General features: G+C 60.6%; 18 protein-coding genes. 12 read left to right on the top strand and 6 right to left on the bottom strand.

Annotation, left to right across the window (positions count from 1 at the left end; genetic code table 11):
* Position 1 precedes the first annotated feature (1 nt).
* Together B8991_RS03930 and B8991_RS03925 are read right to left on the bottom strand one after the other, a co-directional pair.
* A complete protein-coding gene (locus tag B8991_RS03930; protein ID WP_084350515.1) occupies positions 2–1,126 on the bottom strand; it encodes an ABC transporter ATP-binding protein in 1,125 nt (374 codons plus the stop codon).
* Between the two features lie 64 nt (positions 1,127–1,190).
* Entirely contained in the window at positions 1,191–2,273 is a 1,083-nt protein-coding gene (locus tag B8991_RS03925) for a polyamine ABC transporter substrate-binding protein (protein WP_084350513.1), read from the bottom strand.
* Positions 2,274–2,435: 162 nt separating this feature from the next.
* On the opposite strand from B8991_RS03925, the gene B8991_RS03920 reads away from it, so the two are divergent.
* Both B8991_RS03920 and B8991_RS03915 read left to right on the top strand, forming a co-directional pair.
* Positions 2,436–3,098: a GntR family transcriptional regulator gene (locus B8991_RS03920; protein ID WP_179141421.1), complete on the top strand. Its 663-nt coding sequence runs from the start codon at positions 2,436–2,438 to the stop codon at positions 3,096–3,098.
* A gap of 70 nt (positions 3,099–3,168) precedes the next feature.
* Positions 3,169–4,572, top strand: coding sequence for an aspartate aminotransferase family protein (locus B8991_RS03915; RefSeq protein WP_084350512.1), 1,404 nt, complete (start codon positions 3,169–3,171; stop codon positions 4,570–4,572).
* A gap of 67 nt (positions 4,573–4,639) precedes the next feature.
* Here B8991_RS03915 and B8991_RS03910 read toward each other — a convergent pair whose 3' ends face one another.
* On the bottom strand, positions 4,640–5,137 hold the full coding sequence (locus B8991_RS03910; protein WP_084350511.1) for a DUF3576 domain-containing protein: 498 nt from the start codon (positions 5,135–5,137) through the stop codon (positions 4,640–4,642).
* A gap of 282 nt (positions 5,138–5,419) precedes the next feature.
* Here B8991_RS03910 and B8991_RS03905 point away from each other — a divergent pair, with 282 nt between their 5' ends.
* From B8991_RS03905 to B8991_RS03895, 3 genes are all read left to right on the top strand, one after another.
* Positions 5,420–6,397 carry a porin gene (locus B8991_RS03905; RefSeq protein ID WP_084350510.1) on the top strand — a complete coding sequence of 326 codons (978 nt, stop codon included), beginning with the start codon at positions 5,420–5,422 and terminating at the stop codon, positions 6,395–6,397.
* A 100-nt stretch (positions 6,398–6,497) separates the two neighbouring features.
* Complete coding sequence (locus B8991_RS03900) at positions 6,498–7,958, top strand: tetratricopeptide repeat-containing sulfotransferase family protein (RefSeq protein ID WP_084350509.1); 1,461 nt, start codon at positions 6,498–6,500, stop codon at positions 7,956–7,958.
* Positions 7,958–8,611, top strand: a complete 654-nt coding sequence (locus B8991_RS03895; protein ID WP_084350508.1) for a YggS family pyridoxal phosphate-dependent enzyme — start codon at positions 7,958–7,960, stop codon at positions 8,609–8,611. Before B8991_RS03900 ends, B8991_RS03895 begins: the two co-directional genes overlap by 1 nt.
* A gap of 6 nt (positions 8,612–8,617) precedes the next feature.
* On the opposite strand, the gene B8991_RS03890 is transcribed toward B8991_RS03895, so the two are convergent.
* Complete coding sequence (locus tag B8991_RS03890) at positions 8,618–9,118, bottom strand: L,D-transpeptidase family protein (protein ID WP_084350507.1); 501 nt, start codon at positions 9,116–9,118, stop codon at positions 8,618–8,620.
* Positions 9,115–10,200 (bottom strand): GTP cyclohydrolase II, encoded by a 1,086-nt coding sequence (ribA, locus tag B8991_RS03885; RefSeq protein WP_084350506.1) that lies wholly within the window; start codon positions 10,198–10,200, stop codon positions 9,115–9,117. Before ribA ends, B8991_RS03890 begins: the two co-directional genes overlap by 4 nt.
* Before the next feature lie 173 nt (positions 10,201–10,373).
* On the opposite strand from ribA, the gene B8991_RS03880 reads away from it, so the two are divergent.
* From B8991_RS03880 to B8991_RS03850, 7 genes are all read left to right on the top strand, one after another.
* Positions 10,374–11,060: a response regulator transcription factor gene (locus B8991_RS03880; RefSeq protein WP_084350505.1), complete on the top strand. Its 687-nt coding sequence runs from the start codon at positions 10,374–10,376 to the stop codon at positions 11,058–11,060.
* A 228-nt stretch (positions 11,061–11,288) separates the two neighbouring features.
* A complete protein-coding gene (locus B8991_RS03875; RefSeq protein WP_084350504.1) occupies positions 11,289–12,095 on the top strand; it encodes a nucleotidyltransferase domain-containing protein in 807 nt (268 codons plus the stop codon).
* A 157-nt stretch (positions 12,096–12,252) separates the two neighbouring features.
* A complete protein-coding gene (locus B8991_RS03870; protein ID WP_084351127.1) occupies positions 12,253–13,041 on the top strand; it encodes an exodeoxyribonuclease III in 789 nt (262 codons plus the stop codon).
* 135 nt (positions 13,042–13,176) lie between these two features.
* A complete protein-coding gene (locus tag B8991_RS03865) occupies positions 13,177–14,088 on the top strand; it encodes a thioredoxin family protein (protein ID WP_084350503.1) in 912 nt (303 codons plus the stop codon).
* Positions 14,089–14,115: 27 nt separating this feature from the next.
* The gene (locus tag B8991_RS03860) at positions 14,116–14,757 is read left to right on the top strand and encodes an LON peptidase substrate-binding domain-containing protein (protein ID WP_084350502.1); all 642 of its coding nucleotides are present in this window, start codon (positions 14,116–14,118) and stop codon (positions 14,755–14,757) included.
* Positions 14,754–14,939 (top strand): Trm112 family protein, encoded by a 186-nt coding sequence (locus B8991_RS03855; protein ID WP_084350501.1) that lies wholly within the window; start codon positions 14,754–14,756, stop codon positions 14,937–14,939. Before B8991_RS03860 ends, B8991_RS03855 begins: the two co-directional genes overlap by 4 nt.
* 161 nt (positions 14,940–15,100) lie before the next feature.
* Complete coding sequence (locus tag B8991_RS03850; protein WP_084350500.1) at positions 15,101–15,502, top strand: hypothetical protein; 402 nt, start codon at positions 15,101–15,103, stop codon at positions 15,500–15,502.
* Here B8991_RS03850 and B8991_RS03845 read toward each other — a convergent pair.
* On the bottom strand, positions 15,447–16,700 hold the full coding sequence (locus tag B8991_RS03845; RefSeq protein ID WP_084350499.1) for a UbiH/UbiF/VisC/COQ6 family ubiquinone biosynthesis hydroxylase: 1,254 nt from the start codon (positions 16,698–16,700) through the stop codon (positions 15,447–15,449). The two genes, B8991_RS03850 and B8991_RS03845, sit on opposite strands and share 56 nt — an antisense overlap.
* Positions 16,701–16,740: the final 40 nt, after the last annotated feature.

Below are 16,740 nucleotides of genomic sequence, written 5' to 3'. Positions count from 1 at the left end.
GTCATTGCTCCAGCACCACGCCGGCCGTATCGGTCCAGCTTAGCCAAACTGTGTCCTCCCAGGTGAAGGACCGGCGGGCGATCCGGCGGGTATTGGCGGATTGCGCCTTGAGCACCTGACCGGATGGCAGCTCGACGTGATAGGTCGAGATGTTGCCAAGATAGGCGATGTCCAGCACCTTGCCAGTCATCGCATTGGCCGCATCATCAGGACGCTCGGCAGAAATTGTCAGCTTTTCGGGTCGGATCGCGAAATGCACCTTTTGCCCCGGCGACAGGCTGAGCGTACTGCGCGCGTTGATCGGTTGCTGGCCTTCTGCCCAGGTGATCGTGACGGCCTCACCCTCTTGGGCGGTGGCGCCTTCGATGATGTTCACCTCGCCGATGAAATCCGCGACATAGACCGAATTGGGTGCCTCGTAGATCACATCCGGGGTGGACACCTGAACAAGCCTGCCTTCATCCATCACCGCGACACGGCTGGCGACGGTCATCGCCTCTTCCTGATCATGGGTGACGATCACGAAGGTGGTGCCGGTCTTTTCCTGAATATCCATCAACTCGAACTGGGTGTCCTGCCGCAGCTTCTTGTCCAGCGCCCCCAGGGGTTCATCCAGCAACAGCAGTTTCGGTGCCTTGGCAAGGCTGCGGGCAAGCGCCACGCGCTGTCGCTGCCCGCCGGAAATCTGGTGCGGTTTGCGGCGGGAGAACTTGGTCAGTCGCGTGAGACGCAGCATTTCTTCGACCCGTGCGGCGATTTCTTCTTTCGAGCCACCGCCACGGCGCAGGCCAAAGGCGATGTTGTCCCAGACCGACAGATGCGGAAACAGCGCGTAGCTTTGGAACATCATGTTCACCGCGCGCTTGTTCGGTGGCACCGGGGCGATGTCCTTGCCCGCCAGAAGGATGCTGCCAGAACTTGGCGATTCGAACCCGGCAAGCATCCGCATCATCGTGGTCTTGCCGCAGCCTGACGGCCCCAACAATGCAAAGAATTCCTGTTCGAAAATATCCAGCGACAGTGCGTCTATCGCGACAAACTCTCCGAATTTCTTTGTCACCTGCTTGAACTGAATCAATGGTTTCGCTTCGGGGTCGTTCCAAGGGGCAAAGACCGTCTGGTTCATGCAATCGTCCAGCAAATTGTCAGGGTCAGGCCCGCGCAGTGGACGCACGGGCCCGTAAAAGAGCTTAGGTGCCCGATTTGATCTTGGTCCACAGCCGCGTGACCGTCCGCTGTACGCGCGGATCAAAAGGCGTGGTTGTGAACAAGTTGTTCAAAGCGTCCTCGGATGGGTAGATCGCCGGATCGCCGATCACATCCTCGTTGAGAAACTCTTGCGACGCCTTGTTGCCATTGGCGTAGTAGACGTAGTTCGAGGCCGCCGCCGCGTTCTGCGCGTCCATGATGAAATTCAGGAATGTGTGCGCCTCATCGACGTGTGGCGCGTCAACTGGAATCGCCATCTGGTCAAACCACATCTGAGCGCCTTCCTTGGGCGTATTAAACGCAACCTCAACCCCGTTATCGGCCTCGGCCGCACGGTCACGCGATTGCAGGATGTCGCCGGACCAGCCAACGGCAACGCAGATGTCACCATTTGCCAGCGCATTGATGTATTCGGACGAGTGGAACTTCTGGATATAGGGCCGCACGGCCGCATAGACCGGTTCTACCTTGGCGATCACCTCGGGGTCGTGGCTGTCGGGGTCTTCGCCGATATATTTCAGCGCCGCGGGGATCATCTCGGCGGGTGCGTCAAGGAAATGCACGCCGCATTCGGCCAGCTTTTCCATATTCTCGGGCTTGAAGACCAGATCCCAGGAATCAATCGGCGCATCGGGCCCCAGCGCCTCCTGGACCTTGGCAACATTCACGCCGATACCTGTGGTGCCCCACATGTAGTTGATCGAGTATTCATTGTCGGGGTCGTATTTCGCCGTCCGGTCCGAGATCACGCTCCACATGTTCTCAAGATTGGGCAGCTTGGATTTGTCGAGCTTCTGGAAAGCGCCGGCCATGATCTGACGTTGCAGGAATGTGCCGGTCGGCACCACCACGTCATAGCCCGATCCGCCGGACAGCATCTTGGTCTCCAGCAACTCGTTGCTGTCGAACACGTCGTAGATCAGGTCAATCCCGGTCTCTTCCTCGAATTTCGACAGAAGGTCCTCGTCGATATAATCGGACCAGTTATAGACACGCACCTCTTGCGCCTGTGCCGCGGCGGTCAGGGCGAGTGTTGCGGTGAAACTCAGCAGCGCTGTCTTCATAAATTTGCTCCTGTTGGATCTGGGACGCCTTTTGTCGGCAGCCTCTGCGTGGATTTGATCAAGTTTTCTACCGTCTGGCAACAACTGGATGTTTCCATGGCGGGGAAATCAACGCAAGGTGCGGCTCAAGATCCGAAAACTGCGAATAGGAGGGATGTTGTGATGAACGGCCATGCAAATCACTGTCAAAGCAAGCTGCCCGCGCATGAAATTGTTTACCGCGCGCTTCGCGCGCGCGTCCTGTTCGGAGAGATGGCACCGGGGGAGGCCGTGACCATTCAGGGCATCGCCGAGACACTGAATGCCGGAATCACCCCGGTCCGCGAGGCCATCCGGCGGCTGATTGCCGAAAGCGCGCTGGTGTTTCAGGACAATCGCCGCGTTATTGTGCCGCAACTGGATGCGGCCGCGATTGAAGAGCTTGTGATCGCCCGGAATGCGTTGGAACCAGAGCTTGCCAGACGTGCGGCATTGCGTGCGGACGTCAGGGCAGTGCGTCAGCTTGAAACGATTGACGCGCAGTTGGACAGGGCAATCGCGGGGGGGGATGTGCGTGGCTATCTCGAACAGAATTACCGTTTCCACGACGCGCTTTACGCGCAGGCTGCCGCGCCGATCCTGCGCTCGTTGGCCGATGGGTTGTGGCTGCGATTCGGACCGTCCCTGCGCGTCGTGTGCGGACAGTTCGGTACGCTCAACCTGCCGGACCGGCATAAAGAGCTGATCGAGGCGCTGAAATCAGCAGATGCCGATGCCGCCGCAGGGGCGATCAGGCGCGATGTCGAACAGGGGATGAATCAGGTCCGTGCCGCCTTGCAGACTTGATTCGATTGACAGTGCAGAATTTGATCATATTTTACGGCCAGCCAACCTTTCCTTTATCCGCAGGTGTCCCATGCCCCAGATTTCCAACCATATGCCGACCGCAGAATTGCAGGCGCTGGACGCCGCGCACCACATGCATCCCTTCACCACCAATGACGAGCTGACGCAGAAGGGCGCGCGCATCATCACCCGCGCCGATGGCGTCTGGCTGACCGATAGCGACGGCAACCGCATCCTTGACGGGATGGCGGGGCTTTGGTGCATGAATATCGGCTATGGCCGCAGCGAACTGGCCGATGTTGCCGCGCGCCAGATGCGTGAATTGCCCTATTACAACACGTTTTTCCAGACAACGCATGTACCGGCCATCGCGCTGGCGCAGCGGCTGGCAGAGCTCGCTCCGGGTGATTTGAACCACGTCTTCTTTGCCGGATCGGGGTCCGAGGCCAATGATACCAATATCCGCATGGCGCGAACCTATTGGCAGATCAAAGGCCAGCCGCAGAAAAATATCATCATTTCGCGCTGGAACGGCTATCATGGTTCATCCGTCGGGTCGGGCAGCCTTGGCGGGATGAAGGGTATGCACGCGCAGGGCGGCTTGCCGATTCCGGATATTCACCACATCAACCAGCCCGACTGGTGGTCCGAGGGCGGCGAACAAAGCCCCGAAGAGTTCGGCCTCGCCCGTGCACGCGAGTTGGAACAGGCCATCGAAACCCTGGGCGCCGACCGGGTTGCCGCCTTTATCGCCGAACCGGTGCAGGGCGCGGGCGGCGTCATCATCCCGCCCGCGACCTACTGGCCCGAGATCCAGCGCATCTGCGACGACCACGACATCCTGCTGATCGCGGATGAGGTGATCTGCGGATTTGGCCGCACCGGCAACTGGTTTGGCTCGCAAACCACCGGATGGCGGCCGCATATCATGACCATCGCCAAGGGGCTGTCCTCCGGCTATCAGCCGATCGGCGGATCTATTGTCTGTGACGAGGTTGCGTCTGTCATTGGCGGCGAAGAGTTCAACCACGGCTATACCTATTCCGGCCACCCCGTCGCGGCAGCGGTCGCGTTGGAGAATCTGCGCATCCTTGATGAGGAAGGTATCGTGACCCGCGTGGCCGAGGATACCGGCCCCCATCTGCGCGCCGCCTGGGAATCACTGGCCGATCATCCATTGGTGGGCGAGGCGAAGATCATTGGCATGATGGCCTCTATCGCGCTGACCCCGGACAAATCCGCCCGTGCGCCCTTTGCCGCCGAGGCCGGGACCGTGGGCTATATCTGCCGCGAACGGTGCTTTGCCAACAATCTGGTGATGCGCCATGTCGGGGACCGGATGATCATTTCGCCGCCGCTGGTGATCTCGAAACAGGAAATCGACACGCTGGTTGAACGCGCCCGCAGGTCGCTGGATGAAACCCACGCGGCGCTGAAAGAGCAGGGTTTGATGAAGGCAGGCACCCGCGACTGAGCCCCGCAACGACAACGGCCCGCAGATTTGCGGGCCGATTCGTAACGCAGTAAATGTTGTGGCGGTCCTACAGGCGGCTGTCGCGTCCGCGCAACTGGCGCGCTCGGGTCAGGATGGCATCCTCTACCGCGCGCACGGTGGACGCACTGGCCGGTCCGGACCGCGTCATCAGCGCCACGTTCAGCGACCGTGCATCAAGGGCCGGATCGCTGACATAGATCGTCGCGCGATAGGCGCGCCCGCCACCCGGCGGTGTGCCATACCCCGTTGAGATCACGCCGGTGAACGGATCGACCGATTGCACCGGCAGGAAGTTCAGCACCTCCAGCGAGGCATTCCAGATGTATTTGTTGACTGCGCCGACCTGACCCACATCATCACGGCCCCTGAAAATATCCCAGATGGTCGAGCGTGGCCGCCCGCGATCCCCATAGATGTTCTGATCCAGGATCTCATCCGCCGGAGGCGTGTCGACAGTGGTGCGGCTGCCAGATCGGCTGCACGCGCTTGTCATAACAAGCGTGGCGATAAGGCCGATGGCCAGTCCGTAGCGCGTGAATGCCATATAGTGTGCTCCTGCCCGCGTGGCGTCTTGTACCTTTCCATACCTGCCGCCGCCCGTCACGACAAGGCGCAGATTGTTTATAAGGCCGGGGGCTTGGACGGGCTTCGCCGAGCCGGGCTGACGGTCGGTGCAATTCTTGTGACAAAAGCGCATCACTAAAGCGCTTGTTGGCACGGCCCCAGCCGGATGTCTTGCAAACACGCGCCCGTCAGGAGCATAGATCATCCATCGAGACCGGAAAGCCGGTTTGATGCGTGCCTTTCGAACACATGAGGGAAAACTATGAAATCTATTCTTTTCGCTACCACGGCACTGGTCGCAACTGCCGGCATCGCCGCTGCAGACGTCAACCTGACCGGTTCCGCTGAAATGGGCATCATGGGCGGCGACGGTATCGCTGACCAGTTCCACACAGATATCGACGTGACTTTCGGCATGTCCGGCGAAGCAGACAACGGTCTGTCCTTCGGTGCATCCGTTGATCTGGACGAAGAAATCGGCGACAACAACGCCACAACTGGTGGTGTCGAATCCGGCGCAACTCGTGACGACACCGCCCACGGCGGCGCGACAATGTTTGTTGCATATGGCGGCGCCAAGCTGACCATGGGCGACACCGACGGTGCGTTCGACGCAGCAATGAACGAAGCCATCATCGGCGACTCGCTGGGCGACAACCACGAGCACGGCGGCTATAACGGCAACGCTGGCCTCGACGGCATGTATGACGGCCAGATCGCACGTTTCGATTACAGCTTCGACGCCTTCACCGGTTACCTGTCGGCCGAAGTCGACGACTCCGGCAACAACGATCCTGTCTGGGGTCTGGGTGTCAAGTATTCGGGTGAGCTTGCTGGCCTGACACTGGGTGTTGGTCTTGGTTACCAGACCACAGACGAAGACAACCCTGCTGACGAAGTTTGGGGTATCAGCCTCGACACCACATTCGCCAACGGCATCGTTGCCATCGCCAACTACTCGTCGATGAACTTCACAGCACCTGGCGCGAAAGACATGGAGCACTGGGGTGTTGCGTTCGGCTACACAATGAACGCTCTGACCGTTGCTGTGAACTACGGTGAGTTCGACAACCTTGCTGGCGTTGACGGCGACACATCCAAAGGCTGGGGCCTGATCGCCAACTACGACCTGGGCGGCGGTATCGAAGCTCAGTTCGGCTATGGTGACTCCGAAGCCGAAATCGGTGGCGTTGACCTCGACGCAGACACCTACTCGCTGGGTCTGGCAATGAGCTTCTAAGCTCAAGCCAATCTTGGTTACGGAGAGAGCGGGCCTTGGTGCCCGCTCTTTTCTTTTGTGCCGCAGCGCAGTAGCACATGGGCCAGCAAGAGAGGCCCCGATGTTCCCGATCAACCGCGCGCAGATTTCCGAACAGTACAAGCGGGCCAAGCAATTCCACGCAGCGGGACGGTTGGCAGAGGCCAGGACACTCTACCAATCCTTGCGCGTTGCCGCGCCGAAAATGGCGGAACTGCCGTTTCAACTGGCCCGGATCGCCGAAGCAACCGGCGCCCATACGCAAGCCGCGGACCTTTACGCCGAGGCCGATGCGCTGAAACCGGGCGAACCGATGATCCTGCAAGCACTGTCACAGGCCAGTCAGGCCGCCGGTGACCGCAAGGGCGCGCTGTCGGCGCTGGACAGGCTGATCGCGCTGACCCCCAAGGCGATTAAGCCGCAGGCCGAAAAGGCCGCCTATCTGCAACGCTTGGGGGAATTCGACGCGGCAGAAAAAATCTACCGCCGCCTGCTGAAAGCGCATCCTTTGGACGGCGAACTCTACCGCGTGTTCCTGGGCACCAAAAAACTGACCCGTGGCGACAAGCTGCTGCGCGATATGCAAAACGCTTGGAAACATGCGGGCCAAAGCGATGAAAGCCGGATGCATCTGGGTTTTGCCCTGGGCAAGTCTCTGTCAGAGACGGGCGAGGCCGACAAGGTTTTCGGGTATCTGGACGATGCCAATGCGCTGCAACGCAAGTATTTTCCATATGATCCCGCCGAATATACCAGGGACGTGGACGCGCTGCTTGCCGCGCAGGACGGGGCTGACATATCCGCAGCGACGGGAACGCTGGCATTGCGGCCGATTTTCGTGATTGGCATGCCGCGCTCTGGTACGACATTGGTCGAGCAGATCATCGCCAGCCATTCGGATGTGACCGCCGGGGGCGAGCTGACGCTGTTCCCGCGTCTGGCCTTTCAGGCCGTTGGCGGACCGCGTGACATGACCCCGCTGCGCGACATCGCGCCGGACAAGCTGGCCATGCTGGCCCGGACATATGCCGATGCGGTGATGCGAATGGTCGGCGTGGATAGTGGCATTGTCACCGACAAGTCGATCCAGCCCTATCTGGTGCTGGGTCTGCTGCGCCGCGCCCTTCCCGGCGCGCGGTTTGTCATCGTGCATCGCGATCCGCGCGATGTGGCGCTGTCGATCTACCGCAACTACTTTGAAAATGGGGTGCACCGCTATTCCAATTCGTTGCCGGACATCGCGCATTATGTGAAGACCTTTCACCGGGCGATCGCCTTCTGGCGCGACCGCATGCCGGGGGCGTTCCATGAGGTGCGATACGAGGATCTTGTCGCCGATCCAGAAGCCCAGTCGCGCGCGTTGATCGGCGCGGTCGGGCTGGACTGGCAGGACGCCTGCCTTGAGTTTCACAAACACGCGGGCGATATTCGCACGCTCAGCCTGCATCAGGTGCGCCAGCCGATCTACCAGACATCGGCGGCCGCCTGGAAACGCTACGAGGCCGATCTGGCCCCGTTCATCGACGCAATGAAGGAGCCGTGATGGGACTGTCGGAAATCAAGGAGCGCATCGCCAAGGCCGAGGCGGATGCAGGACGAGAGGCCGGCTCGGTCAAACTGATCGCGGTGTCCAAGGTGCAGCCTGACGACCGGGTGCGCGCTGTGTTGGGCGAAGGGCACCGTCTGTTTGGCGAGAACAAGGTGCAGGAAGCCGCTGGAAAATGGCCGGGTTTCCGCGATGAGTTTGACGGCGTTCAGGTGCATCTGATCGGGCCATTGCAAAGCAACAAGACCCGGCAGGCGATAGAGCTGTTCGAGGCGATCCATTCGGTCGACCGGCCCAAGCTTGCCAAAACGATTGCCCGGATCGCGCAGGAGATCGGACGCTGCCCGGATCTGTTTCTTCAGGTCAACACCGGCGAAGAGCCGCAAAAGGCCGGTGTGCTGCCCGCCGAGGCGGATGCGTTCATCGACGAATGCCGGGGCCTCGACCTGCCAGTGCGCGGGTTGATGTGCATCCCGCCGGTCGACGAGGCACCGTCGCTGCATTTTTCATTGCTGGCGAAGATCGCCGCGCGCAACGGGCTTGAGGGTCTGTCGATGGGGATGAGCGACGATTTCGAACAGGCAATCGCTTTGGGGGCGACGCATATCCGTGTCGGCTCGGCCATCTTTGGCGAACGTGTGCCGGGCTGACGCGTTTTATCGCGCCCGAACGGTCAGCCGGGTTGCCGGCGTGATCCGGCGTGCGATCTGCCAAAGGTGATCTGGGCGGAACGCAACGCAACCTTCGGTCGGAAAGCCGGAGCGACGCCATCTGTGCAGGAAGATCGCGGATCCGGCACCGGGTTTTGCATCCGGCCAGTTCCAATCGGTCAGCAGGATCAGATCATAAAGCGGATCCGCACGGCGCAGGCTTTCGTGGCCGTAGGGATAGGGCGCACGAACGAGCCTGTTGTAATCGGGTCGCTCCGGGTCATCTGACCAAAGATCGCCGGGCCGTATCGGGCGCGCCCAGTGAGACGGCGGCGCAATCCGGTCCGGGCGATACAGTATCCCGGTGATCCTGTGGGTGCCCACGGGAGTGGCCCCATCACCTTCGCGCTTGTCCGTGCGGATGCCGCCACGGCCTATTGTGCAAGGCCACATCCTGCCGATGAAACGAACACCCTGTGGGGTCAGGACAAGATCGTCCGCAGTCAAAACAGATGCCCGGATTTTGTTGCCTTGGTAGAGAGGTAGGCTTCGTTATGCGCGGTTTTCCCGACCTGTAGCGGTACCCGTTCGGCAACATGGATGCCGTGCTTTTCCATTATCGCAATCTTCGCCGGGTTGTTGGTCAGCAGCCGGACAGAGGAAAACCCCAGCTTCTTCAGAATGTCCGCGCCAATGCGAAAATCACGCTCGTCATCCTCGAACCCCAGCCGGTGATTGGCCTCGACCGTGTCGAAACCCTGGTCCTGAAGCGAATAGGCGCGCATCTTGTTGGCCAGACCAATGCCGCGCCCCTCCTGGTTGAGATACAACAGCACACCCGCGCCCTCGTCGCCCATCTGGGCGAGGGCCGCGTGTAATTGCGGGCCGCAGTCGCATTTCAGACTGCCCATCAGGTCGCCGGTGAAACAGGCCGAGTGCAACCGCGCGAGAACAGGCGCGTTGCGGGCGGGCTTGCCGATTTCCATCGCGTAATGTTCCTCGCTGCCGTCCTCCGGGCGGAAGACATGCAGGCGGCCCGCTTCTGACACAGCGATTGGCAAGCGAGCGGCGACAACCTCTGACAGCGGGCTGAGGCTTTGCAGCAGGGGCGCGACGCTTGCGGCCTGAAGCCGTGTCAGCCCGTGTTTTTGTGCAAAGCCACCCGCGTCATCCAAGGACAGGACCAGCGCGGCTGGTAGCAACTGCGCGGATTTTATCAGCAACACAGCCAACCGGTGGGGGCTGGCGTCGCCATCCCGGCGCGTCACAAGCGGCCCCTTCATCGGCTTGCGCAGATCATCCGCCGGATCGGCAAGTCCGCGCACCCAGCCCAGCGTCGCGTCGTTCGGCAAAGCCACGCGCGCCACATCCCCGTCATAGGCACGCGCCTTTAGTGTGGCCGCACGTCGCCCCGTCAGCGCCAGATCAACCGGCCCCAGCGTTTGCGCAAAGGCCAGTCTTTCGGGTGTCAGCGTTTCGGTCGCCAGAATCAGTGCGGGTGCCGGCCCGTCCATAACAACCGGCACGCCCATCCGCAGATCTGCGCGGGCGCGGGCCAACATCTCCTTTGGGTCGGGGGCGAAGGGCATGGGAGATCTCGATTGTTGCAAGATGGCTTTGGCATGTAACGAATTTACCCCGGAATTGAAACATATTCGCGGACTTGGCCCTTCCTTTACACGAGGACGTGAGGCAGTTGCAGCAAATCTTGCCCTGCACCGTGGCGGCACACATCTTTCACTCAGAACATGGAGGACGCCAAATGGCACAACTCAAGAACATTTTGCTGGTCGATGACGACGACGACCTGCGCGAGGCCCTGTCTGAACAGCTTGTGATGACAGAGGATTTCGAGGTTTTCGAAGCCGGTAATGGCGCGGATGCAATGATCCGCGTCAAGGAGCAACTATACGATCTGATCGTGCTGGACGTGGGGCTTCCGGATACCGACGGGCGCGAGCTGTGCCGCCTGATGCGCAAGCAAGGCGTGAAGGCACCGATCCTGATGCTGACCGGCCATGACAGTGACTCTGACACCATCCTTGGGCTGGACGCGGGTGCCAATGACTACGTCTCCAAGCCATTCAAGTTTCCGGTGCTTCTGGCCCGTATTCGCGCCCAGTTGCGACAGCACGAACAATCCGAAGATGCGGTTTTCCAGCTTGGGCCGTATACGTTCAAGCCGTCGATGAAGATGCTGATTACGGATGAAGACCGCAAGATCAGGCTGACCGAGAAAGAGACGAACATTCTCAAGTTTCTCTACCGGTCCAATGATGGGGTGGTGGCGCGCGACACGCTGCTTCACGAAGTCTGGGGATATAATGCCGGCGTGACGACACACACGCTTGAGACGCACATCTACCGGTTGCGCCAGAAAATCGAGCCGGAACCCTCCAATGCGCGCCTTCTGGTGACTGAATCAGGCGGTTATAGATTGATTGCGTAGGGAAAAAGAGTATATTAACCCCAGCCGTTGTGTCGGGTTCGACACAACCATAGAGATTCCGACCTCCCGTTGCATGTGCGGGTTATCGCATGCACCTCCCTGTTGGACTGACCCGGGCTTCGGCCTGGGTCTTTTTTGTCCGGGGGCAGATCGGCATTCACTGTTGTATCTTGTGGCGGAACCTACATGATTTGATGACGCATTTTGATCCACACTAGGCTGCGTAGAATGGACCATGCAAAGGCTATTGATACGATCGTTGACGCGATCAACGACGCTCCGGGTATTCGGGCGCTGTTTCTGAGCGGCAGTTATGCGACCGGAATGGCTGACGCCTACAGTGATCTTGATTTCGTGCTGGTCGCCGATGAGGGGGCGACCGATGCTGTGGCTTCTGTTTGGCGGAATGCCATTGAAAAGACCGGCAATATCGTTTTGTGGTGGGATCGGATGACGGTCCCCGTGCTGATCAATGCCATTACCGAAGACTGGACGCGCACCAATGTCATCATCCTCAAGCCCGACCAGATGCGCGCGCATACTCAAAGCAGTCTGAAGCCGCTTTTTGATCATGCGCAGATTTATGACGGGCTGCCCGAGACCGTGGCGGATACCGGTCCGAATCTGCGTAAAGTCAAATACCAGATTGAAGAGTTCATCCGCATTCTGGGCCTCCTGCATCTGGCGGACGGTCGCCGCGAATATATCAACGGCGTGCTTGGGATCTTTCATCTGCGCAACCTTCTGGTCGATCTGCTGATCGAGGAAACCAACGCGCCGCATCGCGGCGGTGTGCTGCATCTCAACCGTCTGATCACCGATGAGCAAAAGGCGATTTTGACGTCGCTGCCGCCTCCGGTTCCCAACCGCAAGGCGATGATCGAGGGTCATTTGGCCTATGCAAAGGCCTATTTGCCGCGGGCGCGCAAATGGGCGCGGCACTTGGGTGTGGAATGGCCGGAACGGTTCGAGGCAGCGACTTGGGCGAAGCTGAATAAAACCTTGTCGATCAAGCGTCCCTACGATCCGGAATGACGGGCGCAATCGGGCTTTGGGCCGGATGAGTCAACAGGCCCGTTGCGCAGGTGACACGGCGTGGCGCGCAGGCAGACCGGCTTGCACCCCGGCGTTGATGCGGGCAAGGTCGCGCTTCCTGACCTGCCGCGATTGCCGCCCAAACCGGAGCTTGCCGATGACCTTCACCCTGGCCACATGGAACATCAACTCCGTCCGCCTGCGCGAACCCATCGTCTGCAAGCTGTTGCAGGAAGAAGCGCCGGACGTGCTGTGCCTGCAAGAGTGCAAGAGCCCGGTCGACAAGATTCCGCTGGAAGGGTTTCGCGCCCTTGGATACGAACATATCGTGGCGCGAGGACAGAAAGGCTATAACGGCGTCGCGATCCTGTCGAAATTGCCGATCGAAGATGTGGGTGGGCATGATCTTGTCGGCCTTGGCCATGCCCGGCACGTCGCGGCAAAGCTGGAAAACGGCGTGACGATCCACAATTTCTATGTGCCGGCCGGTGGCGACGTGCCGGACCGCGAGGTGAACCTGAAATTCGGCCAGAAGCTGGATTACCTCACCGAGATGCGCGACTGGTTCCACGGTGACCGCCCGGAAAAGTCGATCCTTGTGGGCGATCTGAACATCGCCCCGCGCGAAGATGATGTCTGGAGCCACAAGCAGCTTCTGAAGATCGTCAGCCATACACCGGTGGAGGTCGAACATCTGGCGCAGGCACAGGACGCGGGCAATTGGGTGGACATCACCCGGCAGGACATCCCCGAGGGTCAGCTTTACAGTTGGTGGTCCTACCGCGCCAAGGATTGGGATGCCGCCGACAAGGGCCGCCGACTGGATCACGTCTGGGCCACGTCCGACATTTCCAATGCCGGCCATTCCAGCCGTGTGCTGCGCCATGTGCGCGGGTGGGAAAAGCCCTCGGATCACGCGCCGGTCTTTGCCACTTTCGATCTGTGATCGCGCCGGGCGCGGGGCGCTGTACGCAGGTAATGGCTCGGGTCAGGCTGCTCCGGACAGGGCGCGCCCCTTGCAACATGGGTCGGCATGGGCCATCTAGACCGCAACGCAAGCGATAGATATGGAACTTGGGAAATGATCGAACTTGGTGCCGCTCCGCAAGCTGATGCAACGCTGATCGAGGACGTGACCGAAGCCGACTTCATGGCAAAGGTTGTCGAGGCCAGTCAGACCACACCGGTGATCGTCGATTTCTGGGCACCTTGGTGTGGCCCCTGTAAAACGATGGGGCCGCAGCTGGAAGCAGCGGTGACAGCCGCCAAGGGTGCCGTGCGGATGGCCAAGGTCAATGTCGACGAGGCGCAGGGCATCGCCGGACAGATGCGCATTCAGTCGATCCCCACGGTCTATGCGTTCTGGCAGGGTCAGCCCATTGACGGGTTTCAGGGCGCGGTCGCTGAATCCGAAATCAAGGCATTTGTCGAACGTGTCGTGCAGGCAGGCGGCGGCGATGCGTCCGGTGGCTTGGACGAGGCGCTGACCGCCGCAGAGGAAATGCTGGAACAAGGCGCGGCTGCCGATGCTGCCCAGATATTCGGAGCAATTCTTGGCGAAGACCCCAACCACGCCGCGGCCTATGGCGGCATGGTCCGTTCGCATATCGCGGCGGGGGATCTGGAACAGGCAGAGGCCGTGCTGAACGGCGCGCCTGCCGAGATCAGCAAGGCACCGGAACTTGAGGCGGCCCATGCACAGCTTGAACTGGCGAAACAGGCCGAGAATGCTGGCCCGGTGTCGGAATTGCGCGCGCAGGTCGATGCAAACCCGGACGATCATCAGGCGCGGTTTGATCTCGCCCTGGCGTTGCACGCCAGTGGCGATGCGGAAGCGGCGGTTGCCGAATTGCTGGACATTTTCCGTCGGGACCGCGAATGGAATGACGGCGCTGCCAAGGCGCAACTGTTCACCATTTTCGAGGCGCTGAAGCCCAATGATCCGGTTGTCTTGAACGGTCGTCGCAAACTGAGCTCGATGATATTTGCCTGATCGTGTCGCAACGCTAGTTTCAGCGACATGAGCCGCAAACTCGATCTTCCGGACATCATCCCGATTTTCCCGCTTCCGGGGGCGCTATTGCTGCCGCGTGCTCGGCTGCCGCTGCACATATTCGAACCACGCTACCTGCAAATGCTGGAGGACACGCTGAAAACCTCTTCGCGGCTGATCGGCATGGTGCAGCCGTTTGACACGCCGAATGGCGAGGACGCGTTGCACAGTATCGGCTGCGCGGGGCGGGTGACGCAGTTTTCGGAAACCGAGGACGGGCGCTACATGATCACGCTTGCCGGCGTGTCGCGCTACCGGGTCAAGCGTGAGCTTGACGGGTTCCCCCCTTACCGACGTTGCGAAGTGTCTTGGGAGGGCTTCGAACAGGACCGGACCGCCCACGCCGTGCCGGATGACACGTTTTGCCGCGACAGCTTTCTCAAGATACTGGGCCGATATTTCGACGCGCGGGAATTGTCCGCCGATTGGGACACGCTGGCCGAGGCCGATGACGAGCTGCTGATCAATTCCCTGTCGATGCTGCTGGAATTTGCGCCCGAGGACAAACAGGCCCTTTTGGAAGCGCCCTCGCTGACCACGCGCCGCGAGACATTGGTCACGCTTCTGGAATATGCCCTGCGCGGCGGTGGAGAGGATCTGATGCAATGAATGCGACCCCTGAATTTGATCGCCGGATGCTGGAGGCTTTGGTCTGCCCGCACACCCACGCCGTGCTGGTCTATGATCCGGACGCACAGGAGCTGATCTCCCGCAATGCAGGTCTTGCCTATCCGGTGCGCAACGGCATCCCGGTAATGTTGCTGGACGAAGCCCGCAGGCTGGAAGATTAGGCTGGGGTAAGCCGCTGTTCCGGTGCTTGCTTCGGGCGTATCTTCGCCAATGCAATCTCTTCGCTAAAGCGATTTGGACGATCTCTTCGGGCATCACCTGAAGGTGATTTTTGCTGTGACAGGGACTGAGCTAAGCTCTGCCCGAAAAGGGGGGCTGTCCGATGTATCGACCTATTGTTTCTGCTCTTTTCGGCGCTCTGGCAGTCATCCTGACGGTTTGGTTGGGTCTTGGAGAGCTATTGGGCGCGCATCCGTTCTGGGATGTGCAGGTGGCGCTGGTCGGTGCCCCGATCGGTGCGCTGATCGCGATGTTGTTGGGCTGGCTTGAGCGCAGCGGTGCCGCTTTATTGGCTGGGGCTGCAATCCTGATTGTGGGTCTTGTAATGGCGATGCGCGGCAAGATGGCGTTTGCGTCCTCTTATGCCGAAGATCTGTTTTCCGGTGCGTTATGGTATTACGGCTGGATCACGATTTTCATAGGGGCTGCACTCGCGATAGCCGCGCTGTTCAGCCGCGCATCAGGTCTGGCAGGTCGCCCGTCAGCCCCGCCGCCTCTCGGATAAAGCCGCGGCGCAGGGCAGGGACCGACTGAATCGCCTTCATACCCAGATCGCGCCCCGCACGCAGCAGCGGGTTGTCGTTTGAAAACAGCCTGTTGAAGATGTCCGTAGCCCCCGCGAGCGTGGCAGTGTCGAAGCGTCGCCACTGTTGATACCGGGCCAGAACGTCGGATTGCGCGATGTCCTCACCGCGCCGTTGCGCGTGGGCCAGCACATGCGCCAATGCGGCCACGTCACGAAAGCCCGCATTCAGGCCCTGACCCGCAATCGGATGCACACCATGCGCCGCATCGCCGACCAGGGCCAGCCGCTCGGCGACAAAGCTGTTCGCAAGGCTCAGCGACAGCGGATAAGTAAACCGGTCCCCGGCAAGGCTGATCTCGCCCAGAAAATCACCGAACCGGGGGCGCAGGGCGGTCAGATAACCCTCATCCGGCAGGGCGTTGATCCGGGCTGCGGCGTCGTCGCTCTCGCTCCAGACGATCGAGGACCGGTTGCCTGTCAGCGGCAGGATCGCCAGTGGCCCCGAGGGCATGAAAAGCTGATGCGCGATGCCGTGATGCGGGCGGTCGTGGGCGATGGCGCAGACCAGCGCGGTTTGACCGTAACGCCAACCGGTGCGCCGGATGCCCGCGCGCAGGGCTGTTCCGCTTTGCCTGCCATCGGCGCCGATCAGGATGCGTCCGCGCAAGACCTCACCGCTGTCCAGCGTCACCGAAACGCCCGTTGCATCGGTCTGTTGTCCGGTCACCTTAGTATCAGGCAAGTGGCGGATCAGATCCGTCGCTCCCATGGCCTGCATCAACGCGCGGCGGAGGTAACGATCTTCGACCATGTAGCCCATCGGGCCTTCTTCAATCTCGGAATGGTCAAAATGCAGCCCAAGGAACGCGGCACCTTCGCCCGCGCGCCCGTCGCTGACCTTGATCTCCAGCATCGGCTGGGCGTCATCCTCCAGTACGTCCCAAAGCCCCAGCCGCGCCAGCATCCGTTGCGAAGCCAGCGCAAGCGCGTAGGATCGCCCGTCAAAGTCATGCGCAGTGGCCTTATCCACCGGCATCGCGTCGATGACGGTGGCGGACAGGCCGGCCTGCCCGGCAGCAAGCGCAAGTGCCGGGCCGTTCAGCCCGCCACCCACAATTAGAAGATCCGATATATCGCTCATGTCTGCCAATATGGTCGGCGGCGCGGGATTGTCCATGCGCCGCGCTGCCGCTACCCTCGGGCAGTCAAATCAGAGG

Source organism: Primorskyibacter flagellatus (assembly GCF_900176485.1).
GTDB lineage: Bacteria > Pseudomonadota > Alphaproteobacteria > Rhodobacterales > Rhodobacteraceae > Primorskyibacter > Primorskyibacter flagellatus.
This window is presented reverse-complemented; position numbering and strand designations above follow the sequence as displayed.

What these genes read in the sequence shown, in the direction of transcription:
- B8991_RS03930 (WP_084350515.1), bottom strand. Translation starts at nt 1,126, where the DNA reads ATGAACCAGACGGTCTTTGCCCCTTGGAACGACCCCGAAGCGAAACCA.
- B8991_RS03925 (WP_084350513.1), bottom strand. Translation starts at nt 2,273, where the DNA reads ATGAAGACAGCGCTGCTGAGTTTCACCGCAACACTCGCCCTGACCGCC.
- B8991_RS03920 (WP_179141421.1), top strand. Translation starts at nt 2,436, where the DNA reads ATGAACGGCCATGCAAATCACTGTCAAAGCAAGCTGCCCGCGCATGAA.
- B8991_RS03915 (WP_084350512.1), top strand. Translation starts at nt 3,169, where the DNA reads ATGCCCCAGATTTCCAACCATATGCCGACCGCAGAATTGCAGGCGCTG.
- B8991_RS03910 (WP_084350511.1), bottom strand. Translation starts at nt 5,137, where the DNA reads ATGGCATTCACGCGCTACGGACTGGCCATCGGCCTTATCGCCACGCTT.
- B8991_RS03905 (WP_084350510.1), top strand. Translation starts at nt 5,420, where the DNA reads ATGAAATCTATTCTTTTCGCTACCACGGCACTGGTCGCAACTGCCGGC.
- B8991_RS03900 (WP_084350509.1), top strand. Translation starts at nt 6,498, where the DNA reads ATGTTCCCGATCAACCGCGCGCAGATTTCCGAACAGTACAAGCGGGCC.
- B8991_RS03895 (WP_084350508.1), top strand. Translation starts at nt 7,958, where the DNA reads ATGGGACTGTCGGAAATCAAGGAGCGCATCGCCAAGGCCGAGGCGGAT.
- ribA (WP_084350506.1), bottom strand. Translation starts at nt 10,200, where the DNA reads ATGCCCTTCGCCCCCGACCCAAAGGAGATGTTGGCCCGCGCCCGCGCA.
- B8991_RS03880 (WP_084350505.1), top strand. Translation starts at nt 10,374, where the DNA reads ATGGCACAACTCAAGAACATTTTGCTGGTCGATGACGACGACGACCTG.
- B8991_RS03875 (WP_084350504.1), top strand. Translation starts at nt 11,289, where the DNA reads ATGGACCATGCAAAGGCTATTGATACGATCGTTGACGCGATCAACGAC.
- B8991_RS03870 (WP_084351127.1), top strand. Translation starts at nt 12,253, where the DNA reads ATGACCTTCACCCTGGCCACATGGAACATCAACTCCGTCCGCCTGCGC.
- B8991_RS03865 (WP_084350503.1), top strand. Translation starts at nt 13,177, where the DNA reads ATGATCGAACTTGGTGCCGCTCCGCAAGCTGATGCAACGCTGATCGAG.
- B8991_RS03860 (WP_084350502.1), top strand. Translation starts at nt 14,116, where the DNA reads ATGAGCCGCAAACTCGATCTTCCGGACATCATCCCGATTTTCCCGCTT.
- B8991_RS03855 (WP_084350501.1), top strand. Translation starts at nt 14,754, where the DNA reads ATGAATGCGACCCCTGAATTTGATCGCCGGATGCTGGAGGCTTTGGTC.
- B8991_RS03850 (WP_084350500.1), top strand. Translation starts at nt 15,101, where the DNA reads ATGTATCGACCTATTGTTTCTGCTCTTTTCGGCGCTCTGGCAGTCATC.
- B8991_RS03845 (WP_084350499.1), bottom strand. Translation starts at nt 16,700, where the DNA reads ATGGACAATCCCGCGCCGCCGACCATATTGGCAGACATGAGCGATATA.